The sequence below is a fragment of the Bdellovibrionales bacterium genome, from assembly GCA_019750295.1.
GTDB lineage: Bacteria > Bdellovibrionota > Bdellovibrionia > Bdellovibrionales > JAGQZY01 > JAIEOS01.
Map to the genome: position 1 here is coordinate 157,373 of JAIEOS010000008.1, position 21,573 is coordinate 178,945.

Here is a 21,573-nt window from a genome sequence, read left to right on the forward strand (position 1 = left end):
TAGATTTATTTACAGTCCGAATTTAGCATGCGAAAGTTTGCTTTATGGAAATGAATATAGCTCAAGATTTTAGCGGAAAAAAAATCGCGATCCTCTCCCAATTTGCAAATCGGCATGGCCTTATCGCCGGCACGACGGGGACAGGTAAAACTGTAACCCTCCAAGTTCTAGCCGAACAGTTCAGTCGAATCGGCGTTCCGGTCTTTGTGGCAGATATCAAAGGCGACCTGTCGGGTGTTTCCAGAGCCGGGACACTCTCCGCAAAAATGAAGGAGCGACTGGATAAACTCAAGTTCGAAGAGCCTTCTTGGTCTGCCGCCCCAGTGATGTTTTGGGATGTCTTTGGAAATTCGGGGCATCCGGTTCGCACCACACTTACAGAACTTGGTCCCACACTGCTATCGCGATTAATGGATCTCAACGAAACGCAAGGTTCTGTGCTACAGATTTTGTTCCGAATTGCAGACGATGCGGGGCTTTTACTGATCGATCTCAAAGATATCGACGCGCTTTTAAAAACGGTTTTAGAAAATTTAGAAAAATTTAAAACCCAGTATGGCCATCTTTCTTCCGCATCTTTAGGCGCTATCCAACGGTCTTTATTAGTCCTTGAAGAGCGAGGAACAAAAAATTTTTTTGGAGAACCGGCTCTCGACATCCAGGACCTCATACAGACATCCAGTACCGGTCAGGGCTACATTAATATCCTCGCGGCGGATAAACTCTTACAGTTCCCGGTGGTGTACTCGACTTTCCTTCTCTGGCTCCTTTCCGAACTTTTTGAGCAGCTGCCGGAAGTGGGAGATCTCGACAAACCAAAATTGGTCTTCTTCTTTGATGAGGCTCATCTTCTTTTTAAAGATGCTCCAAAAGCTCTTTTAGAAAAAATTGAACTGGTGATGCGGCTCATTCGCTCAAAAGGTGTGGGAATTTACTTTGTCACCCAAAGCCCATCCGATATCCCCGAATCGGTCCTGGGACAACTATCTCATCGAGTTCAACATGCACTCCGAGCCTTCACGCCCTCGGATCAAAAGGCGGTGAAGGTAGCGGCCGAAACTTTGCGACCAAATCCCAAGTTTTCGGCCGCAGAGACTATTACTCAATTAAATATTGGTGAAGCTTTAATCTCGGTTTTAGATGCGTCGGGCTCGCCAACGATCGTGGAGCGCGGATTTATTTTGCCACCTCAAGGCCAAATCGGTCCCATCACCGCTGATGAACGAAAAGCGAAGATGGATCAGTCCCCCGTTGCGGGACACTACGAAAAAGCGATCGACCGAGAGTCTGCGTACGAAATCTTAAAGGCGCGATCCCAGCAGACAGCTTCCGAAGCTCCTTCCTCTCGAGAAAACGAACCCAACAAAAGCGCACTCAACGAAATTCTATTTGGAAGCGTGGGTCCGCGCGGCGGGAGAAAACCAGGGTTAGTCGAGAAAGTGGCGACCAGCACAGCACGAAGCATCGCTCATAGTGTGGGTCGAGAGTTGGTGCGTGGAGTTTTGGGATCCCTCTTAGGGAAAGGCTCCGGTCGTCGAAGATAAAAGGCCATCCCACTGCGGTGATGGCCTTTTCGTTGATCTAGAAATTAAAAAATGCGTACTCTTGATGAGGCATAAGTTCGTAAACTTGTCCGTCAAACGCTGTTGGGACTGGAGTCGACGTCCCGTTCGCTAAATTGATCTGGAATAATCGTCCTTCGTTATTCAAACCTAAAACAACCTTATCCGCTTTGTAGATTCGTTTGTAAGGTTGATCTAACTTAAGGTTTGCTGGCTGAAGCGAAAATGTTCCGCTCTCCGAGCAAGCGAATTCCATCACACTACCATTCTCCATCGCCACAAAGGCCGAACGCATTTCGCGATTGTAGCCATTGGGATACAAAATCGCTAACGGAGCTGATGGAAGGCTTTGCTCGGTGGCTGCGGTCGCAGTGGCCGTGCAAGTGTATCGTACTCTGTTTTTAAAGAAGCGAGCGCCCCACTGAGTTCCACTGTGAGCATCAACAAACTGAGCCTTTTGCTCTGGAGTTTGGCTGTTATAATCCGTCACATCCGCGCCAGGGACTTGAACCACATCGCCTTCGTTATTTTCGAAAACGTATTTTGCAGGAAGTGTTTTATCCTCAGGATAAAGAACTTTGTGCTCTCCGCGCATAAGCACTCGTCCCAAAGCCGGAGATTGGCCTAATGCAGTTGTCTTTACTCCATTGGCGAAACTGATCTGATGAAATTGTCGATCTGTTGTCATCACCATGAACTCTTGCTGGCGATCAATTTTCACTGGAACATCAAAAGCCTCATCCGCATAAATGATCGCCGAAGCTTTGGCGTAAGCGCGAGAGGCGGGATGCACCTGCGGAGCGTATTTCGCAATTTGAGCATAGGTTTCGACTGTGACGGCATAAGAACCACCATCAGCGATTTCGGTGTCACAAGCGCCTTGAATGCCTTTGCGAGGACCACGTTTACATGTCACATGAGGATAACCATCGATGTGACGAGCTTCGTGCATCATCACGCTGGCTTGATCCAAAGGTGCAAATGCGTCTGAGAGCATCAACGGGCACACATACATGGTCTTCCCACCAAAGAATCCCATCACGTAAGCGCCAACGCCCTTAGGGCAATTGGTTTGAACGTTAAATTTAGTAATACGTCCAATAAAATACTTCCACCAGCTCGACGCAAATTTTCCGGAGAAAACTTCATCTTGGCTCACCGGCATATTGCTATCAAACTGAGTTTTGCGCATGAACATAAGAGCCGTGAGAAGGCGTGATGTCTGTGAACCATCGTGGCAGTATTCCTTATTCGCAAGGTCTTTAAATTGCGTGAAGGTGGCGACGATGTCGTTCATTTCCTCTTTAGGAATGCAATCGGCTGCATTGGATGAACTGGTGAATACGATAAAAGCGAACAGACCCAAAAAGGTCCGAAGTGAAAAATCCATTTTAACCCCTTTCTTCTTTCCTTAGAAGATTTGTACTAGCTTAGCGATAAACCAGACGAAGGGACAAACGATTGCGTTGCGCGCTATAAACCAGAAAGCTCATTCAGCTTACTATGAAGATATTTTTTAACGATAGGATCACTAATTTCGTGAGCTAACTGCTGAAGCTCTACCAGATCCTCAGGCTTTCGGGATTCCAGCAATTTATCAATCGACATAATGGCCTGTGCACGATCTTGGGTGTTTAACACTTCGTCCATGGAGTGAACTTTACCTTCGCGGTCTTTAATGGGTTGCTTGATCAGCTCCTTGAGATAGCTCCGCTGACCCGAAAGAGTAATTAAATAGGTCGCGAGGATGCGATCATTTGCAGATGAGCCCTCTAATTTCGCCTTTTGCAAGAGTGCATCGAGTTCGACTTGAGTAAAAGTGGCCGCCCAATTTTTCAATTCGATCTCTTTTTGCTCGGAATTATTATTGAGCGAATTGACATTTTTCGCTTCTCTCTCAAATGCGATCTCAAATTTTTTCCGACGTTCTTCTTTTTCCGAAGACATGGACGCTGTTTCTGCAATCGTATCTTCTGACTTGGACTTAGGTCCAGTTGAGGAAGCGGATTCCGTGGTGGCTGCCGGAGCTTCTCTATTATATAGAGAGGATTTTTGATCCCCCTCAGGTATCCAATAAAATAAACCCGCCATGATTGCTAAGCCAACAATGGCATAACCTGTGGAATTTGATAAAATATTTTTCATTTTTACTCCCCCGGCTTGGTTTTAGCAAAAAAACCATCTCATCCTGAGATAATATCCCTCAACTCGTAAAAAACGGGTACAAAAATTTTAACACTTTAGTCCTAATTCAAAAGTCGAGGTCGGGTTGCCGTAAAGAAGGCATGACTCAGTCCTATCACATTCGATTGTTCTTCTTTGCAGGACTGATGTTCTTCACTTTTGCACTGACCGCCTGTGGCAATAATGGGCAATCCCTAGAAGCGATGGATCTAGAATCCATCGGTGCGGATTCTAACACCAACACAGGATCAACGACGACCTCTGAAAATTTCAAGTTAGCTGTGTGTTCATCTCTTAATTTTAAAAGCGTGGCATGGCCTAAAACTATGGATGATTTCGACCGTAACGTTTATGCCATTGCAATGAGTTTGACTGGAAGCTTCGAGGGCTCCGATGGATGGGCGAACATTGCAAACAACTTTGATGGGCAAGGGTTAAGTTTAGGTCTGTTCAATCAAAATCTAGGACAAGGTTCCTTGCAGCCGCTTTTGTCTCGACTGCAATCTAAAAATTTAACCGTCATGAAAAGCTTCTTTAATTCGGCACAATTCGCATCCTTGGAAAATATGCTGAACAAATGGAAATCCTCCTCTGGCTTTACTTCTAAAGCAACCACCATGGACACCGAACTTTTCGTAGAAAGTAATTTCTCAAAACTCGATGACCCCGCGATCGTCGAGATCGAAGAAGGAGTTTTCGAGGCTCCATCAATGAAGGCCTCCGCTTCGATTCAAGCCACTTTAAACTGGGCCACGTCCACCCTTTACAACGGCAGTTCTTTTAAACCTGAGTGGAAAAAATCTCTTCAAAATTTAGCTCGGTCTCCCTCCTATGTTTCAGAGCAACTGTCCGCGGCCGAAGCCATTCATCAAAAAGCATTGGGATATCTTACCTCTCTCGGATTTAAAGAGATGCGCTCTTACTTATTTCTATTTGATATTGTGGTCCAAAATGGCGGTTTATCTTCGAGTGTGATCAATAATTATAAAGCGTGGGCCAAATCCAATCCGAAGGCCACAGAAACGGCAAAATTAACTCGGCTTTTAGAATTACGTATCACCAGCGTGCTTTCACAATATAAGAACGATGTGAGATCTCGCAAAATGTCCATCATTAATGGCAAGGGAACAGTGCACGGCGCAGCTAGAGACTACGCGAAGGAGTTTTGTGTTAAGAACTGGAATATTTCTTATTTTGCTAATGGCTTTTAATCCAACACACTCGGTGGAGAGCAACTCTACCGATAAAATAGGATTAACACCGCAGACAATACCCAAAGGTAGTAACTAAAGACCGCGAGCTTCGCCTTTTTGACAAAGTATTGATCAAGCACCCATAGCGATAATAAACCCACAACGAAAGAAACTCCTGTCCCCATTATGATATTGGGCAATTCTTCGGAGGTGAATTCCGCTTTGGGTAACTCTAATAAGCATGCTCCCGCTATGGCCGGAATCGAAACGACAAAGCTATAGAACGTGGCCACAGATCCTCGACAGTTGAGCAGAACTGCAGTGGCGATGGTGGATCCCGAACGACTCACTCCTGGCAAAACCGCAATCCCCTGGGCGATTCCAATTAAAAATGCCTTCAATGGCGTGATCTCGGCGTACACAGTTTCGGGACTGACATGGATGAGATCTTGAGCCCTCATTTTTCGAGTCGAAAAATAAAGAAGTGTTCCGGTGAGCCACAGAAATCCACCGACCACTTTGATATTGGGATGATCGAAATCGAAAGTCTTCTGAATCGCTAATCCAATGACTGCGGTCGGTAAAGAAGTGATGATCGCCAGCTTAATAAAACGCCACTGTACAAATCGAAGAATATTCTTAAAAAAATAAAGGATCACGGCCAGCAGAGTTCCGATGTGCAGAGTCACATTGTAGGCGAGACTACCCTCGGTGAGGCCTAAAAAATACTCCGCAACAGTTAAATGTCCGTCGCTCGAAACAGGTAAAAATTCGGTAATTCCTTGAATAATTCCTAAAAGAATCGCAGATAATGCATCCACTGGCTCACCCCGTACGTTTAGCGTTATTTCTTTAATAGGATGAGCTGATTTTTTTGTAATTGCACGGAAATTTTCCGAATCTCTCTCCCCTGCCGCCAGTGGACTTCGTAATTTCCGGGAGTGAGATTCTTCCAAACTAGAGGAGTGAATTTTTCCGTAAACATGATTTCGCAACGGGATTCGCACTGGTACAATGCAGCTTTCGCCCAAAATCGGCTGCGGACACTGAGCGAGAGAGGCGATGCCAATGCCGGAGGCGATTTTTCTCTAGAATAGACCGGGGACTGAGTCGCTGCGCTGAGGACTGTGGTTTTTATATCTTTCGTAAAGAATAAACTCGCGACAAAACACACAGCTTGGGACAAGCACTTTAGATATTTGATGGGTGAGGACCTTTCGCTGTCCTCATGGATCCTGAGAGTTCTTCCTTGATGCTTTTGAATATAAACCGCCCGTGCCACGAGTTCTGCTAATTTTTTCTGAAAAAACATATTCGAGCCCACTTCGAGATAGTTGCGTTTTTCGGGACTCTGATGGAGCAGCGAATTATCAGCATCGATTTCAAAAGCTCTCTGACGCCAGTCTTCGTTTGTTTTTGATGTCAAAAGGTTACGATCTTTTAAATCTTTATAAATTAAACCGAGGGAAAACAGATCCGATTTTTGAGAGAGAGACTGCTCTCTCCAAAATTCCGGAGATACAAACTGGGGTTGACCGTGATGACTTTGAACGTCGGAAAAGCCGAAGTCTAAAAGCTTAACGCATCCATTGAGCGTGATAAAAATATTTTGGGGGGTGAGGTCCCCGTGTCGCAGATCGTAGCTCGCTAAATCTTTAAGCCCCTGTTGGACTTGCGCTATAATCTCCATGGCGATTGGATGTTCGATCCGAACCAACGCGTACAGATCCGCTAAAGTTACCCCCTCAAGATACTCTAAAACAAGAGTCCAACCCTGGGGAAGCTTCTCCCAACCTAACATTCTTACACAGTGCTGGGATTGAACCCGAGTGAGTAAGTCGATCTCTGTTTTTAATGTTGGGACTAATTTATTGGACTTTAGAACTTTGAGAGCCACGATTTGTTCAACTCTTAAATCCTCGTGTTTACGAATAGCTTTGTAAACACGACTAGTTAAGCCTTCGCCGATGAGACTTATGAGATGATAGTTTGTAGTCGTTTGCGATCGGACGTGTTCCATCATTGTCTGGTATTACAATTTCTTTGCCAAACTTTTCCGAAACTTTTGCCATAAACCTCTGTTTGTCTTCACGACTCATTTTGTAAAGCCATTCGTCGCCCCAGCTCTTCAGAGCCAAACGGCAACCAGGTCCTAAAATCTTAAGATCCCCCAGGGCATACTCAGGGGAACGAATATTCTGCGAGATCGAATCTTTGCAGGATTGATCCAACCATGCGAGCAACAATTCCCGTTGCTTTAATGATCGCCTCAACTGTCGAACCCACTTGTAGCAACTGACAGGAATGAAACCATCCTCAAGTTCGATCTTACACCGTTGATGCTGTTGGAGAAGCTCTCTCTCCTGCGATGTTATAGATACGAGTTCGCTCACTGACTGGGTGTGGATAATGGCCTGAAGTTCGGATTTTGCGAAAGCCATGGATAAAACAAATAATAGAATCATTGAGACACCTCTGTTAAAAAATGAAAAATGAGTGGACCGAGAATAATCAATAGGAGCGCCGGAAACTGGAGTAAAAGAAGCGGTATCATCAATTTATAAGGCAGTTTTCCTAAATGTGCGTCTAATTCAGAGATACTCGCTTCGCGCATCTCTTGTTCAAGGGATTGAATGGGTTCAAAAATACTTTTGCCCTGAACGGATTGGTACAAAAGATCGAACAAAACACGCTGATGGGCCGACATTGTCCCATTTTTTAAACAAAATTGCGGATATGTGCAGTGAGAATGCTGCTGAAGCCAGAATGTGAGCCGTAGAGTGAAGCTATTGACCTCCGCCTCTTTCAAATATTGATCGATGAGAGTTCGCACTGACACTCCGGAGCTCAGTTCCGTTTGTAAATGCAGGACGAAATTATATGACGGCGCTAAATCTTCCATGAAACTCTCTTCCCCATCCAAAAAACGAGAAACTGACCGGCAATAAACATCAATAATGAACAAAAAATGAGATGTTTCAGCTCATTCAAAGCAAAATTGAAGGATACAAAAGCAAAGCAAAGACCATACATCAGGATTAAAATATTCGATTGCATGCGGACTTGATTGCGAATTTGTCCAGACTTACGTCGAAACTGATTCATTATGACAAGCTTGCGTCGAAAATTTTCGAGTTTTTCGATCGATTTGAATGAAGAGCGGTCAATTTGGCAAAATTGAAGCACAATTTGATTCAGAAATGATGTTTTGAGCGCCATTTTTTTGTCGTTACCTTGTTGTGAAAAAACAACAAGCTCATAAATTCGCTGCATGTGAAAGCAAAATCGAGGAGGTGCAGACTGTACCGACTGCAAGAGCGAAACACGAAAACTTTTTCCCGTCTTCATCTGCAAAATTATGTTCGTGAGTACGTCAGGAAACTCGCTCTGGAAGCGAGTCTCCAGCCATTTTAAATAAATTTTTGTGAGCCCGATAAAAACTAAAATCGGCAAAAAAATAAACACCAATTGCCATCGATTTTTCGGCAAAAAAATCAGATGAAGGCACTGAAAGAACAAGAATCCGCTGACAATTTTTGTCATCACCGAATCGGGGATATTGTTTTTACGAAAAAACGTTTCGAGAATGCGAAGTCCGAAACATATTCCGATAATTTTAATTAAAAATGCGATGAACATTGATTTCTCCATCCCAAAAAAAGCGAATCGTTCAAAAATAATGCTAAAGGTTAAATTTTTTATTGACGAAAAGAGTCGCATGGGTAAACTGATTACAAAGAAGAGTCTTCAACAACGTAAAAACATCTAAGGAGGCAACGATGGCTAAGAAGAAAAAAGCAGCTAAGAAGAAAACAGCTAAGAAAAAAACAGCTAAAAAAAAGAAGAAGTAGTTAGTACTTCGACTTTTGAATCTGAAGCCCCTACTTGTAGGGGCTTTTTTTTTGCCTAAATTCATCTTTGTCTTACTTATAGCACCTATAACACTTCATTCATCGCTACCCATCTCCTAATCCCTCGACCTTTTAAAACATAAACTAGTTCCCTGGATTCTCAGATCAGGCAGATCATATTCCCATGACTTGCCACACTTTTCTTTTTCTCTCTGCTATCCCCGCTTCTTTTTATCTTTATCGCGGTTTTTCAACTGCAATTCCGGAACTCCTACAAAAGGGCCGTTCTTGCGATTTATAGTGTTACGATGTTCGGATACTGGATATTTATTTTCGTCTTTACCGGACCCGTCGAGCTTCGTCGCCCTAGGCGATTGGGGGGTTGTTAGGGAGGAAAAGATGGGAGAACGAGTATCTTAATAGTGTTCAAAGATGTGGCTGACGGCCTACCCGGAGCGGTCGCTTTTGCACCTCAGGAAATGATCTCAGTATAAGTCCTCGGAAGTCCGAGGACCGTTTACAATAAATTAACCCAACGCTTTTTGAAGATTCGCATCGATGGCTTCTAAGAAAGGAACGGTGTTCATGTATTTATCGGGAGTCACTTTATCTCCATAAATACATGCGGCGAGATCCTTGGTCATTTTTCCAGACTCTACGGTCTCAACGCAAACTTTCTCTAAAGTTTGGCAGAATTTAATCAATTCCGAATTTTTATCCAAGTTTCCACGATGCTCTAGGCCTCGAGTCCAGGCAAAAATAGAAGCGATCGGGTTCGTCGAGGTCGCTTTTCCCTGTTGATGCATACGATAGTGGCGAGTCACTGTGCCGTGAGCCGCTTCGGACTCCATGGTTTTTCCATCAGGAGTGACCAAAACGGAAGTCATTAGCCCTAATGAACCGAATCCTTGAGCCACGATGTCCGATTGAACGTCGCCATCATAGTTTTTACAAGCCCAAACAAAGCCACCACTCCATTTGATCGCCGATGCGACCATGTCGTCGATCAACCGATGCTCGTAGGTTAAGCCGAGATCAGTAAACTGAGCTTTAAAGTTTTTTTCGTAAACGTCTTGGAAGATATCTTTAAAACGTCCATCGTATTTTTTAAGAATTGTGTTTTTTGTCGATAAGTAGAGCGGCCATTTTTTCTGTAGAGCAACATTAAAGCAGGAGTGAGCGAATCCTTGGATGGACTCGTCGGTATTATACATCGCTAAAGCGACACCGTTCCCATTAAACTTATAGACCTCATGAGAAATCTTTTCGCCATTCTCACCTTCGAAAGTGATCGTCAGCTTCCCCTTGCCCTTAGTTACGAAGTCGGTCGCTCTGTATTGGTCACCGAAAGCATGGCGCCCGATGCAAATGGGCTGAGTCCAGTGAGGAACTAATCGAGGGATGTTCTTTATAATGATGGGCTCACGAAATACCGTCCCGTCGAGAATGTTACGAATGGTGCCGTTGGGGGATTTCCACATCTGTTTAAGGTTAAACTCTTTAACTCGAGCCTCATCCGGGGTGATGGTCGCGCATTTGATGCCGACATTGTATTTTTTGATGGCTTCGGCGGACTCCACGGTCACTTTATCGTCGGTTTTATCGCGATTTTCCATGCCGAGATCAAAGTACTTAATATCGAGTTCAAGATAAGGAAGAATGAGTTTTTCGCGAATGAAATGCCAAATAATACGGGTCATTTCGTCGCCATCAAGCTCCACAACCGGGTTTGCTACTTTGATCTTTTTCATAGAAGCCTTTCTATTGCGTGATTTGCAGCTACTATATTCAGAATTTTGTTAAATTGTCGATGGGTCCTTCGGCTTGAGCAGAGCGTTAATGTCCGCTCGGAAAATTTCCAAAATTTAGCTGTTTTGCGAGTGAAAATATGAGAAGTATACTTCATATAAATTTAGTCGTCGCCCGACAGAAGTCCTCCTCAGCGAAAGCGAGGGATGACACTGCCTAAGCATGACGTACATCAGGAGAAATTCTATGAAACACACTCGTAAGAAAATATCTGTTATCGGCGCCGGCTTTGTCGGCTCAACCTGCGCCCACTGGGCGGCGACAAAGGAGCTCGGCGACGTGGTCCTTCTCGATATCAACGAAGGGGCCGCTAAAGGTAAGGCTCTTGACTTGTACGAAGCCTCTCCCGTAGAAGGCTTCGATTCTGTGGTCAAGGGAACTTCGGATTATAAAGATATCGCCGATTCTGATGTGGTGATCATCACCGCCGGAATGCCTCGCAAGCCGGGCATGAGCCGTGACGACCTCTTGGCGACTAATGCGAAAATTGTTAAGGCCGCCAGCGAAGGTGTTAAGAAATATGCACCGAACTCGGTGGTCATTATCGTTAGTAACCCGCTCGATGCGATGGCTTTTGTGGCCAAAGAAGTGACGGGCTTCCCGCGCAACCGCATTATCGGTATGGCCGGAGTTCTTGATGGCGCCCGCTTCCGTACATTTATTTCTGAGGCCACTGGCTTTAGCGTCAAAGATATTAACGCTTTTGTCCTCGGCGGACATGGAGACACGATGGTTCCAATGCCTCGCCATTGCTCCGTGGGAGGAATTCCACTCACTGAAGTGCTTCCTAAAGAAAAAATTGATCAACTGGTGGAGCGCACGCGCAAGGGCGGAGCGGAGATCGTTGAATTGTTAAAAACGGGCTCGGCCTACTACGCCCCATCAGCCAGTGCCGTGCAAATGGCCGAAGCGATCCTTAAGAATCAAAAGCGAGTCCTCCCTTGTGCCGCCCTTCTCGAAGGAGAATACGGTATTAAAGGATTGTTTATTGGGGTTCTCTGCCAGATCGGTGGCGACGGTATGGAAAAAGTTTTCGAATTGAAATTGAACGATGAAGAAAAAGCGGGCCTCGAGCATTCCCGAAAGCAAGTGGAAGAACTCGTTAACGCCCTTAAAAAGTTAGACTACTAGGAGCTAGAATGAACATTCACGAATATCAAGCCAAATCTATTTTTAGAGAATATGGTTTGCCCGTCCTTAAAGGACAATTGGCTCACACACCGGCCGAGGCAGAGGCTGCTGCGAAAAACTTAGGTGGCCCTGTTTGGGTGGTAAAAGCGCAAATCCACGCGGGTGGACGTGGTAAAGGGGGCGGAGTAAAACTCGCCAAATCTGTCGAGGAAGTTAAAAAACTCGCTTCGGAAATCATCGGAATGCAGTTGATCACTCCGCAAACTGGACCTGAAGGCAAAAAAGTTCATAAGGTTTACATCGAGCAAGGCTGTAATATTCAAAAAGAATACTACGTGGCTTTCTTTTTAAACCGGATTGAAGGCAAAGTAGGAATGGTCGCCAGCACCGAAGGTGGAATGGATATCGAAGAGGTGGCCGAAAAGCATCCCGATAAAATCCAAAGCATCGCCATCGACCCCAATACCGGGCTGACGGACTTTCAAGCGCGACATCTTGCCTTTAAGTTAGGATTTACCGGAAAGTCGGCTTTAAAAGCAGCGACTTATTTTAAAGGCCTCTACAACATTTATATGGATCTCGATTGCGAAATGATCGAAATCAATCCCATGGTTTTGACCAAAGAAGGCGATGTCATGGCTTTAGATGGGAAAGTGGCGTTTGATAACAACGCTCTTTTCAAACATCCTAAACTAGTAGAGTTGAAAGACGACACCGAAGAAGATGCTTCGGAACTGGAAGCCAGCAAGTACGACCTTGCGTTTATTAAGCTCGACGGGAACATCGGTTGCTTGGTGAATGGTGCAGGCCTAGCTATGGCCACGATGGATATTATTAAACTTCAAGGCGGAGCTCCGGCAAACTTCTTAGATGTGGGCGGTGGCGCTAACAAAGAAAAAGTAACGGCCGCATTTAAGATCATTCTTAAAGATAAGAATGTTAAGGGAATTTTAGTTAATATTTTCGGTGGAATCATGAAGTGTGACATCATCGCCGAGGGCGTTATTGCGGCTTCTAAAGACTTAGGTCTTAAAGTTCCATTGGTGGTTCGCCTTGAAGGAACTAATGTCGAGCTCGGTAAAAAAATCTTATCCGAGAGCGGTTTAAACATCACTCCAGCCAATGATCTCAACGATGCCGCTCAGAAAATTGTTGCTGCTGTAAAAGGAGGTCGCTAATGGCTATTCTTATCGACAGAAATACAAAAGTCATTTGCCAGGGTTTAACTGGCGCCCAAGGAACTTTTCACACCGAACAGGCCATCAAATACGGAACAAAAATGGTGGGTGGAGTGACTCCGGGAAAAGGCGGTACTAAACATATCGATCTTCCGGTTTTTGATTCCTGCTACGATGCTGTTGAAAAAACGGGAGCGAACGCTTCTGTGATTTATGTTCCGCCACCCATGGCTGCCGATGCGATCATGGAAGCTGTGGACGCAGGAATTCCTCTTGTGATCTGTATCACCGAAGGGATTCCAATTAATGACATGGTTAAGGTTCGCCAGTTTATGAAAGGCAAAAAAACTCGCCTTGTCGGACCGAACTGCCCGGGTGTGATCACTCCGGATCAGTGCAAAATCGGAATTATGCCCGGTCATATTCATAGAGCAGGTCGCATTGGTGTACTTTCTCGCTCCGGTACGCTCACCTACGAAGCCGTTCACCAATTGACTCAATTGGGTCTGGGTCAGAGCACCTGTGTAGGTATCGGTGGAGATCCCGTGAACGGAACAAACTTTATCGATGTTCTAGAACTCTACAATAAAGATAAAGATACTGATGCGGTCATTATGATCGGAGAGATCGGTGGAACGGCGGAAGTGGATGCCGCTGAGTACATCAAACGCGAATTCAAAAAGCCAGTCACTGCGTTTATCGCGGGAGCAACGGCACCTAAAGGAAAACGTATGGGTCACGCGGGCGCGATCGCCACAGGTGCCTCTGATACGGCCGAAGGTAAGTTCGAGGCTCTACAGTCTGCAGGTTGCAGTATTACTCGTAGCCCTGGCGATCTTGGAACAACACTTAAAAACAGTCTTAAATAGGAAATAGGAGAAATCATGTCTAAAGAACTTACTTTTAGTATTATTAAGCCCAACGCGGTTAAGAAAAATGCAATCGGATCGATCATTGCCATTTTCGAAAAAAATGGTCTTAAAATCGCAGCGGCTAAACTTCAAACCATCGACAAAAAACTTTGCGAAGAGTTCTATGCCGAGCACAAAGCACGACCTTTCTTTGGCGAATTGGTGAGCTTTATGACATCTGGGCCTGTGATGTTGATGGCTCTTTACGGGGAAAACGCTGTTCTCAAAAATCGCGAAATCATGGGCGCTACTGATCCCGCTAAAGCGGCTCCAGGAACCATTCGCGCTCTTTACGGGGACAATATGGGTGAGAACGCTGTCCACGGATCTGACAGCCCTGAAAGCGCACTTCGCGAACTCAATCTTTTCTTCAAAGAAACTGAATTCGTAAATAAGCAGTAATTTGCGCACCACAGCTTCATGTCATAGGCAATTGAGTCTATAATTGCAGGCATGAAGCTGTTTCTTTCCATTCTCATCCCACTTGTTCTCACGGCTTGTAATACCTTTACCCGCGATAAAGAAACGGCTCATCTCTATCTCCAGCTCGGAACTTCTCAATTAGAGCAAGGGCATCCGGCTCTCGCGTTAAAATCACTCCGACAAGCCCAGAAGAGTGATCCGAAGAATCCAATGATACAAAACCAGTTGGGCGTCACCTATTTTATGATGGAGCGATACAACGATTCGATCTCGCACTTTCAACACGCCATAGATCTTGATCCGAACTTTACTGAGGCACGCAACAATTTGGCGCGCTCACTGATTGAAATCGGAAACACCAAGTTAGCGCGCGTGCAATTACAACTCGTCGCCCAAGATTTGACTTATGTCGGCCAAGCAAAGACCCATCTTAATTTTGGAATTTCGTATTTTAAAGATCAAAATTATCTCGCGGCCGTTCCTCATTTTCAGAAGTCTATTAAACTTCTCAAGGACAACTGTATCTCCTACAGTTATTATGGTCGCGCCCTCTACGAAATGAAGGACTACAAAGCCGCACTTCCGATATTTGATTCGGCTCTTCCTCTCTGTAAACGGGAAAAATTTGATGAAGCCCACTATTATGCTGCTATGGCCTACTATAAAGCGGGCGACCGCATGAAGGGCATAGCTTTGATGAATGAGACCGTTTTGCTCTACCCTGATGGCGAGTATCAGGATCGCGCGAAAAATATGGTCGATGTGATGAAACTCAATAAAATGTAAGGCAACGTATGAAGGCAACTGGCGAATTATTAAAGAAAAGTCGATTAGAGCAAAATTTATCTCTCGAGGAACTTTCGGCTCAGACTAAAATCCAAGTTTCTATTTTGAGAAAAATGGAAGAGGGTCTATCATCACAACTTCCTCACAAAACGATCGTGCGTGGATTCGTTAAGCACTACGCCAAATGCATTCAGCTGAATGTCGATGAAGTCATCGCTCTTTACGATAGTGAAATGTCGAGCGCTCCTGCTCCTGTCGTGGCCGCAACCGTCGCAGTTCCGCAAAAATCCTCCAACCCAGCGCAAAACACCATCGGCGATAAAACGAACCTGTTGTGGTTTAGAACTTCCTCAAGCTTTGTAACTCTTCTCGGAATCGGAACCGTGGTTATTTTGATCGGAGCCATCTACTTCTTTAGTGTGAAAATGATCTCTTACTCCGAAGAAACTTATCATAAGCCCCAGGCCGAGACCGAAACCGCCACCCCGGCTGAGCTGACCACACTGGTCGCCCCACCGATCGAGAAAAAACCCGAAGTCGTGGAAGCTGTTCAGTCGAAACCCGACAACTCGACACCTCCGAAAGAGGAAAAAAAGGAAGCGGCCACTACAACTGCTAAAAAAGAAGACGACAAAAAAGAAGAAAAAAAAGAAGAGGAAGAGGAAGTTAAAGACGAGGCCGTCATTAATACCCCTAAGATGGTCGTGGTCGAGGCTTTCGAAACCGTAAGTATCGCAGCAGAATGGAGCACAGGTAAAAAAGAAAAGATAAATCTTAAAACCAACCGCAAGCACACATTTTATTATTCCGATAAAATTTCTCTTAAAATCGACAATGCGGGCGGAGTAAATATTGTAACGGCGAATGACAAAGTGGGAATTCCCGGCGAATTGGGTCAGGAAGTCACTCTGGCTTTTGAATAGGTGGCGCTGTTGAAATCAGGGAACTATGAAATTATCAAAATTTTTATTTTATAGTTTAACGAGTATTATCGTCGCCACATTAATTTTTGGAATTTTTCTGAGCCGTTATGATGTTTTTATTCGTCGAGATATCTCCTTAAGAAATCACCCCCGCTTTTTTGATTATCATGGGGCCACACATGTTCTCTCTAAATATTCCCAGGGGAGTGCAGATATCAACGAGATCGCGACGTCTGCATCTCAAGCAGATCTCAACTTTGTCTACATCACCGATCTGAATGACTTCGACCTTCTCCACCAACGCCATGGATATAGTCAGGATGTTTTACTATTTACCGGCAAAAAGATAAGCTACCTCGATTCTCATTTATTACTTTACGGCCACGAGGCTTTTAAAAAGATGGACTCCATCGGTTCGGCAAACGCCGTCAGCAACGATTTTCTCAATCGCATTCCCACCGAAGCCGAGCACATGACGATTGTCCTGGCCCACCCCTTTAAGCAAGGATTTCAATGGCAAGGCCCCTATCCAGAGGGACTCAATGGTATTGAGGTTATGAATCTCCGGCACATGTGGCAGTCCTCATGGAATAACAAAAAAGCTTCGTTCATTTGGAGTTTATTCATTTATATCTTTAATCCCAAAGTGGCATTGCTCCGCCTGGTCGATGCCCCTACTCAAGAATTGATCTTATGGGATAGCTTAAATGAGAAGAGGAAAACTGTCGGTTTTCTGGGAAACCATGCCACCGGAAAAATTTTTAGTCTTGGACTATTTTCGATTTCTTTTCCCACCTACGAGGACTCTTTTAAGTTTGCTAGCAATCATATTTTACTCAAATCGGAGCTCACGGGCGTAGAGAGTATTGATTCGGAAAAAGTTCAGTCGGCATTGATGAACGGACACTCCTATTTTTCTATAGATGCGCTGGCTAATCCTAAGGGCTTCGCCGCTTACATGTCGACCAATGATGGTGCCACCTATCTGATGGGCGAAAAAATTCCTTTAACCAAATCTCTCAAATTACTGATCGATGTACCTCCCATCTCGTCGAAAGATTTGGAAGTGAAGTTGCTGCGAAACGGTCAGGAAATTGCGACGAGCAAAAGCCCAAACTCGTCGTTTGATATCGATAAAACTGGAAACTACCGTGTCTATGTGCGTGTTCGCGTCCAGTTCCCCATCCCCGGCGAGATTCGTTGGATTCCGTGGATCTATACTAACAACTTCTACGTCCGATAGGGTCGGGATTCTATAAATGGTCGAATCCTTCGTTGCTTAGTCGCTTCCCTTGTGCGGCGTACTGACGTACGCCTCCGCGGGGCGCTTCTGCGCGCCTCGACTTCGACCATTTATAGAATCCCTCTGATGACCCAGAGAGGATGAGAAGATTCATTTTGGGTTACCGTTTACGTTCGGTCGGGATGGCGGTTTTAGAGTTCGAGGAGGTTGAGTTGTTTGGGTTGGCGTTCGATGACGGGGAAGCGGAAAGGTGGTTTTCCGGTGAGAGCCACTAAGTTATCCACGACGACGTCTTGATGAGATTGAAATACTCTTTCCGTAATTTTAATGAACAGCTGTCCGCAATACGAAGCATCTTCTTCGGCGCGGTGAAAAGTTCCCGCATCAATCTTAAGATGTTGAACCAGAGTTCCCAACTTATAATTGGCTAACCCTGGGAAAATTTTGCGCGCCATCGGTAAGGTATCGAGGACGATTCCTCGCGGACTTTCCGATTCGAAGCGCTTGATATCCGCGGTGAGAAACTGAGAATCAAAGGGAGCATTGTGAGCCACCATGACAGCGTCGCCACAAAATTCAGCGAAAGCATCCAGAATGTTCTCGATAAAAGGTTTGCCGACAAGCATGTCATCGGTGATTCCATTGACGGCGGAAGCTCCGGGAGGAATGGAACGGCGAGGGTCGATCAATGTCGAAAACGTGGCCTCGGGTTGACCATTTAAATAACGGACAGCCCCAATCTCAACGATCTTATCAACTCCGGGCACGGTACCCGTCGTTTCCAAATCAAAAGCCACAAATCTCATGAATCCCCCACTAGGTCTCAAATCATCCGAAGTTGTTGTATTAGTAACTCTAACACCCAAAATCAACAGAAAGGAACCCCTACCGCATCGCTAAACCCACCAATGCCCAAAAAATAACCACCCCCACCCCAAAACCCAAAGCTTCAGGCGGGTCATTTCAGTTAGTACATTCAAGCTCACAATTTTATCGTTTCCCTTTTGAAAGAGGACTGAAAGGACCTCCCGTTAGCGTGATGCGATCGCCGACTTCCCGTCGGCGAAACGGGCGAGGGCAGGAGCCCGTGTCCGCGCAGTCCTCTTTCAAAAGGGAAACGATAAAATTGTGAGCTTGGTTTCCATTCCTGTAACAATTACCCCGAATTCCCCCTGTCCATATCATATACACTTCTGAAACCATTTCACCGCAACCATTAAGTGCTTAGAATTTCACACAGACCTGACGTAAACCCGATTGGCACTCAACACGCATTAAAAGCCCAAAAGCGGCACGTGTTTTGTAAATAAGAGCAACATTACCAACGCAAGAAAACAGAGAAATGTGATGCAAAATATTCTTGGACAGCTACAAAAAATGATTAAGTCTCAATTCGGATTCGAAAGTGAACTCGATCTCGTCAGCGCGGATGACAAAGTGAATGTCAATTCCCTCTTTGGATACATTGCCAAAGACAAACAAGTTTTAGTCCCCATCTTCGATAATAAAAAAGAAAAGGTGATCGCCACATTCAAAGTCACCGACGTCAACTCCCCACTTCCAGAAACCGTAGAGAATATTAACGACCTCGTCCATGTGACTTTACAGTCCTACTTAGATCTTATGACAAAACTCGATTTAACCACAGACATCCTCCAACATATGCAAATTGAAGCCACGCCAAGCAAAATTATCCCGCTCAATAGGCATCGAAAACCACTCACAACTCTCGACTGGTCAAAAATGCTTCAGCCAGAAAAAGATGGGATTTTCGATACGGTCGAGGTTCTCAATCGCGAAATTCTTTTATTTGGTCGCAATAGAGGAGATCTGCAAAAGCTTTTCGTTCATCTCCATGAGGTCTCTAAAAATCAAAGCCTACTGACTCTCGATGAAAACTCTACGGCACTCCTAAATTCAAAGGAAGACATACTTGAACTGAACTCAACCACAATTGCTATTCCAAACATAAGAAGTTTATCAGACCAGCAGCTGAAAACTCTCACCCAAACCTTAAAGTCGCAAATACATCAGGAACAAGACCTACTCATCGTGGCCACCATTGATTCATTAAATTTAGACATGATCAAAGATCAGATGATCATCGATTTTTTAAAACAACTCCACTTCTTTTATGTTCTTTCCGATCAACGCGAGTCTCATGGCGCAAACTTCGCAACTCTACAGCTCTGCGCGGAAACCATTGTGCAAATGGTGACCAGTCGGGACCGGAACGAGAAAGACAAGGCTCCTTATACTCGGAGCTATAATATTGTTCCGCTACTCAAGGCGACACCGACCCTGCTCCACTAAACCTTTGCATTTCGTGTCGTTTTCCGACACCATTAAGCAATGGTCGCTAGTATTGCATTACCTAATGCAGATAAATTTGAATCCTTTTTGAAGGACGCGCTTAAAAAAGTACCTTCTTCCATCATTCCTCTGGCGGGCGATGTGTCTTCGCGAAAATACTATCGCGTTCTCGAAGGAAACCAAAGTTGGGTACTTATGGAGTGGGAGCCCTTCACTTCTCCACAGACTTTCCCCTTCATTTCCATCCAAACATATTTCAAGAACAATGATATCGCTGTCCCCGAGATCTTTTCGTATGATGAAAGTAAAGGCTACTTTCTTTTAGAGGATCTCGGTGATTTAACCTTGGAGCGAAAATTCTGGGAATTTCATAACCAGGAAAATATCCTTCCCTATTACAAATCAACGCTCGACGAGCTTATAAAAGTTCATAGACTCTATCTCACCGAAAAGAATCAAGATCATTGTACCGCCTATAAGATTGAATTCGATGTCGAAAAATTTCTATGGGAGCTCAATTACACTTTTAAAAATCTGCTTCAGGGTCTCTGTAAACTCACGTTCAACGCTGACGTCGAAGCCCAGCTCCAGGCCGAATTTAAAAGTATCGCCGAAAGACTCGCTCGACTCCCCCAAGTGATCTGCCATAGAGATTTCCACTCTCGCAACGTGATGATTAAGGGTGATCACACTGTACTTATTGATTTTCAGGATGCACGATTGGGTCCGCCTCAGTACGACTTGGTGAGCCTGATTCACGATTCCTACGTGCAACTGAGTGAGCAAACCTCGCAGAATCTCATCAATTACTACCTCGAAAAATTTCCAGAAGGTTTAAAGCTGTTTAAAGATAAAAAAGAATTTATGTATTTCTTCCAACTCCAGACTTTGCAGCGATGCTTTAAAGCTTGTGGAACCTTTTCGGCGGTTTACCAGCAACGAAAAGACAAAAGATATCTTAAATATTTACCAGGAACACTCGGCAAGGTGAACGCGACCCTTACGCAGTTTAATGAGTATCCGACACTGCGTAAAATTATGGATTCGCTCCAGGTTCCTCCGACCGACACTCTCCCATGAAGGCTCTGATTCTCACCGCAGGTTTAGGGACTCGTTTAGCCCCTTACACCCATCGAAAACCCAAGCCCGCTATCTGTATGTTTGGGATACCGATCGTCTACTATAGTCTCTATCTTTTAAAAAAAATTAATCATTATCGCGTCATCGCAAATCTCCATCATTTGCCCCACGAAATTCAGGCCTTGTTTAAGGCCCAGGCCCTCAAAGACTTTTCTGTAGAATACTCTTGGGAAAAAGAAAAAATATTAGGAAGCGGCGGCGCGATCTGGAACGCAAAAGCATTGCTCGAAGTTAGTGATAACTTTTTAGTGATTAACGGAGATGAAGTGATGATTCCTTCTCAAGAGAGTATTCTCAACTCTCTTCAAGATCATCATCTGCGCACCAATTCTTTAGCCACCTTTCTTGTCACGGATCACCCCGATCTGCTCAAAACTCTCAAACCCATCTGGGTGGACCGCGAAGGCTTTGTACTCGGTTTTGGTGAAACTCCTCCTGCGGGCAAAGACGCTAGACCTGTTCACTTCACCGGATACAAAATCTACAATCGTCGAATTTTTAATTATCTGCCGCAGGGAGAATCTCACATCTTTAAAGATGCGGTGATTCCGGCGCTACGCAAGGGCGAGAGAGTGAGTACACTTAAGGACAGTTGTCAGTGGTGGGAAACTGGTAATTTTAATAATTTGATCCATGCTCACCGAGATTTCATCCAGATTGCATCTCAGTCCCCGAAGTCGAATCCGATCCAAAAGATCTACGATAGCTTTAATTTGAAATTTGATTTCAAGGTGATCTTTAATGACAAACTCCAGACGGCGTTTCCATCTCAGATGGACGTACAAAGCCTACGTCTGGAAAATACAGTTTTTATTGCTCCCGAGTCGCAACTCCATAAAAATATTGTATTAAACAATGTGATCGTTAGCCCCGGGGCCCTTGTGACCGAATCGCAGACTCAAAAATTGTTATTTTGAGAGGAGAAC

21 protein-coding genes are annotated in these 21,573 nt (G+C 44.8%); 12 read left to right on the forward strand and 9 right to left on the reverse strand.

Annotation, left to right across the window (positions count from 1 at the left end; genetic code table 11):
- Positions 1-44 precede the first annotated feature (44 nt).
- Complete coding sequence (locus K2Q26_02400; protein MBY0314341.1) at positions 45-1,544, forward strand: DUF853 domain-containing protein; 1,500 nt, start codon at positions 45-47, stop codon at positions 1,542-1,544.
- A gap of 37 nt (positions 1,545-1,581) precedes the next feature.
- Here K2Q26_02400 and K2Q26_02405 read toward each other — a convergent pair whose 3' ends face one another.
- The gene (locus K2Q26_02405) at positions 1,582-2,952 is read right to left on the reverse strand and encodes a hypothetical protein (GenBank protein MBY0314342.1); all 1,371 of its coding nucleotides are present in this window, start codon (positions 2,950-2,952) and stop codon (positions 1,582-1,584) included.
- A gap of 83 nt (positions 2,953-3,035) precedes the next feature.
- On the reverse strand, positions 3,036-3,707 hold the full coding sequence (locus K2Q26_02410) for a hypothetical protein (protein MBY0314343.1): 672 nt from the start codon (positions 3,705-3,707) through the stop codon (positions 3,036-3,038).
- 140 nt (positions 3,708-3,847) lie between these two features.
- On the opposite strand from K2Q26_02410, the gene K2Q26_02415 reads away from it, so the two are divergent.
- Entirely contained in the window at positions 3,848-4,957 is a 1,110-nt protein-coding gene (locus K2Q26_02415) for a hypothetical protein (protein ID MBY0314344.1), read from the forward strand.
- Between the two features lie 26 nt (positions 4,958-4,983).
- Here K2Q26_02415 and K2Q26_02420 read toward each other — a convergent pair whose 3' ends face one another.
- The 6 genes from K2Q26_02420 to K2Q26_02445 all read right to left on the reverse strand — a co-directional run bounded on the left by K2Q26_02420 (position 4,984) and on the right by K2Q26_02445 (position 10,541).
- Positions 4,984-5,760, reverse strand: a complete 777-nt coding sequence (locus K2Q26_02420) for an undecaprenyl-diphosphate phosphatase (protein ID MBY0314345.1) — start codon at positions 5,758-5,760, stop codon at positions 4,984-4,986.
- Between the two features lie 23 nt (positions 5,761-5,783).
- Entirely contained in the window at positions 5,784-6,962 is a 1,179-nt protein-coding gene (locus tag K2Q26_02425) for a protein kinase (GenBank protein ID MBY0314346.1), read from the reverse strand.
- Positions 6,889-7,404: a hypothetical protein gene (locus K2Q26_02430; GenBank protein MBY0314347.1), complete on the reverse strand. Its 516-nt coding sequence runs from the start codon at positions 7,402-7,404 to the stop codon at positions 6,889-6,891. The genes K2Q26_02425 and K2Q26_02430 overlap by 74 nt, the downstream gene beginning before the upstream one ends.
- Positions 7,401-7,841, reverse strand: a complete 441-nt coding sequence (locus K2Q26_02435) for a hypothetical protein (GenBank protein ID MBY0314348.1) — start codon at positions 7,839-7,841, stop codon at positions 7,401-7,403. Before K2Q26_02435 ends, K2Q26_02430 begins: the two co-directional genes overlap by 4 nt.
- Complete coding sequence (locus K2Q26_02440) at positions 7,829-8,578, reverse strand: hypothetical protein (GenBank protein MBY0314349.1); 750 nt, start codon at positions 8,576-8,578, stop codon at positions 7,829-7,831. Before K2Q26_02440 ends, K2Q26_02435 begins: the two co-directional genes overlap by 13 nt.
- A gap of 739 nt (positions 8,579-9,317) precedes the next feature.
- Positions 9,318-10,541: an isocitrate dehydrogenase (NADP(+)) gene (locus K2Q26_02445; GenBank protein MBY0314350.1), complete on the reverse strand. Its 1,224-nt coding sequence runs from the start codon at positions 10,539-10,541 to the stop codon at positions 9,318-9,320.
- Between the two features lie 244 nt (positions 10,542-10,785).
- Between K2Q26_02445 and mdh the strand changes: the two genes are divergently transcribed.
- From mdh to K2Q26_02480, 7 genes are read left to right on the forward strand one after another with little or no spacing between them, the layout of a single operon-like run.
- Positions 10,786-11,730: a malate dehydrogenase gene (gene mdh / locus K2Q26_02450; GenBank protein MBY0314351.1), complete on the forward strand. Its 945-nt coding sequence runs from the start codon at positions 10,786-10,788 to the stop codon at positions 11,728-11,730.
- Positions 11,731-11,738: 8 nt separating this feature from the next.
- Entirely contained in the window at positions 11,739-12,908 is a 1,170-nt protein-coding gene (gene sucC / locus K2Q26_02455; protein MBY0314352.1) for an ADP-forming succinate--CoA ligase subunit beta, read from the forward strand.
- On the forward strand, positions 12,908-13,777 hold the full coding sequence (gene sucD / locus K2Q26_02460; protein MBY0314353.1) for a succinate--CoA ligase subunit alpha: 870 nt from the start codon (positions 12,908-12,910) through the stop codon (positions 13,775-13,777). Before sucC ends, sucD begins: the two co-directional genes overlap by 1 nt.
- Positions 13,778-13,792: 15 nt before the next feature.
- Positions 13,793-14,221 carry a nucleoside-diphosphate kinase gene (gene ndk / locus K2Q26_02465; GenBank protein MBY0314354.1) on the forward strand — a complete coding sequence of 143 codons (429 nt, stop codon included), beginning with the start codon at positions 13,793-13,795 and terminating at the stop codon, positions 14,219-14,221.
- A gap of 51 nt (positions 14,222-14,272) precedes the next feature.
- Positions 14,273-15,028, forward strand: a complete 756-nt coding sequence (locus K2Q26_02470; GenBank protein MBY0314355.1) for a tetratricopeptide repeat protein — start codon at positions 14,273-14,275, stop codon at positions 15,026-15,028.
- 8 nt (positions 15,029-15,036) lie between these two features.
- Positions 15,037-15,951 (forward strand): helix-turn-helix domain-containing protein, encoded by a 915-nt coding sequence (locus K2Q26_02475; GenBank protein ID MBY0314356.1) that lies wholly within the window; start codon positions 15,037-15,039, stop codon positions 15,949-15,951.
- 25 nt (positions 15,952-15,976) lie between these two features.
- Positions 15,977-17,194 (forward strand): hypothetical protein, encoded by a 1,218-nt coding sequence (locus K2Q26_02480; GenBank protein MBY0314357.1) that lies wholly within the window; start codon positions 15,977-15,979, stop codon positions 17,192-17,194.
- Between the two features lie 191 nt (positions 17,195-17,385).
- Here the strand turns inward: K2Q26_02480 and K2Q26_02485 are convergent, their stop codons facing one another.
- Positions 17,386-18,000, reverse strand: coding sequence for a 3'-5' exonuclease (locus tag K2Q26_02485; protein MBY0314358.1), 615 nt, complete (start codon positions 17,998-18,000; stop codon positions 17,386-17,388).
- 541 nt (positions 18,001-18,541) lie between these two features.
- On the opposite strand from K2Q26_02485, the gene K2Q26_02490 reads away from it, so the two are divergent.
- The 3 genes from K2Q26_02490 to K2Q26_02500 are packed head-to-tail and all read left to right on the forward strand — an operon-like array spanning position 18,542 to position 21,564.
- On the forward strand, positions 18,542-19,507 hold the full coding sequence (locus K2Q26_02490; GenBank protein ID MBY0314359.1) for a hypothetical protein: 966 nt from the start codon (positions 18,542-18,544) through the stop codon (positions 19,505-19,507).
- Between the two features lie 39 nt (positions 19,508-19,546).
- Positions 19,547-20,587, forward strand: coding sequence for a phosphotransferase (locus tag K2Q26_02495; protein ID MBY0314360.1), 1,041 nt, complete (start codon positions 19,547-19,549; stop codon positions 20,585-20,587).
- On the forward strand, positions 20,584-21,564 hold the full coding sequence (locus tag K2Q26_02500) for an NDP-sugar synthase (protein ID MBY0314361.1): 981 nt from the start codon (positions 20,584-20,586) through the stop codon (positions 21,562-21,564). The genes K2Q26_02495 and K2Q26_02500 overlap by 4 nt, the downstream gene beginning before the upstream one ends.
- Positions 21,565-21,573 lie beyond the last annotated feature (9 nt).

Coding starts and splice junctions, on each gene's coding strand:
- K2Q26_02400 (MBY0314341.1), top strand. CDS start 45: ATGGAAATGAATATAGCTCAAGATTTTAGCGGAAAAAAAATCGCGATC.
- K2Q26_02405 (MBY0314342.1), bottom strand. CDS start 2,952: ATGGATTTTTCACTTCGGACCTTTTTGGGTCTGTTCGCTTTTATCGTA.
- K2Q26_02410 (MBY0314343.1), bottom strand. CDS start 3,707: ATGAAAAATATTTTATCAAATTCCACAGGTTATGCCATTGTTGGCTTA.
- K2Q26_02415 (MBY0314344.1), top strand. CDS start 3,848: ATGACTCAGTCCTATCACATTCGATTGTTCTTCTTTGCAGGACTGATG.
- K2Q26_02425 (MBY0314346.1), bottom strand. CDS start 6,962: ATGATGGAACACGTCCGATCGCAAACGACTACAAACTATCATCTCATA.
- K2Q26_02430 (MBY0314347.1), bottom strand. CDS start 7,404: ATGATTCTATTATTTGTTTTATCCATGGCTTTCGCAAAATCCGAACTT.
- K2Q26_02435 (MBY0314348.1), bottom strand. CDS start 7,841: ATGGAAGATTTAGCGCCGTCATATAATTTCGTCCTGCATTTACAAACG.
- K2Q26_02440 (MBY0314349.1), bottom strand. CDS start 8,578: ATGTTCATCGCATTTTTAATTAAAATTATCGGAATATGTTTCGGACTT.
- K2Q26_02445 (MBY0314350.1), bottom strand. CDS start 10,541: ATGAAAAAGATCAAAGTAGCAAACCCGGTTGTGGAGCTTGATGGCGAC.
- mdh (MBY0314351.1), top strand. CDS start 10,786: ATGAAACACACTCGTAAGAAAATATCTGTTATCGGCGCCGGCTTTGTC.
- sucC (MBY0314352.1), top strand. CDS start 11,739: ATGAACATTCACGAATATCAAGCCAAATCTATTTTTAGAGAATATGGT.
- sucD (MBY0314353.1), top strand. CDS start 12,908: ATGGCTATTCTTATCGACAGAAATACAAAAGTCATTTGCCAGGGTTTA.
- ndk (MBY0314354.1), top strand. CDS start 13,793: ATGTCTAAAGAACTTACTTTTAGTATTATTAAGCCCAACGCGGTTAAG.
- K2Q26_02470 (MBY0314355.1), top strand. CDS start 14,273: ATGAAGCTGTTTCTTTCCATTCTCATCCCACTTGTTCTCACGGCTTGT.
- K2Q26_02475 (MBY0314356.1), top strand. CDS start 15,037: ATGAAGGCAACTGGCGAATTATTAAAGAAAAGTCGATTAGAGCAAAAT.
- K2Q26_02480 (MBY0314357.1), top strand. CDS start 15,977: ATGAAATTATCAAAATTTTTATTTTATAGTTTAACGAGTATTATCGTC.
- K2Q26_02485 (MBY0314358.1), bottom strand. CDS start 18,000: ATGAGATTTGTGGCTTTTGATTTGGAAACGACGGGTACCGTGCCCGGA.
- K2Q26_02490 (MBY0314359.1), top strand. CDS start 18,542: ATGCAAAATATTCTTGGACAGCTACAAAAAATGATTAAGTCTCAATTC.
- K2Q26_02495 (MBY0314360.1), top strand. CDS start 19,547: ATGGTCGCTAGTATTGCATTACCTAATGCAGATAAATTTGAATCCTTT.
- K2Q26_02500 (MBY0314361.1), top strand. CDS start 20,584: ATGAAGGCTCTGATTCTCACCGCAGGTTTAGGGACTCGTTTAGCCCCT.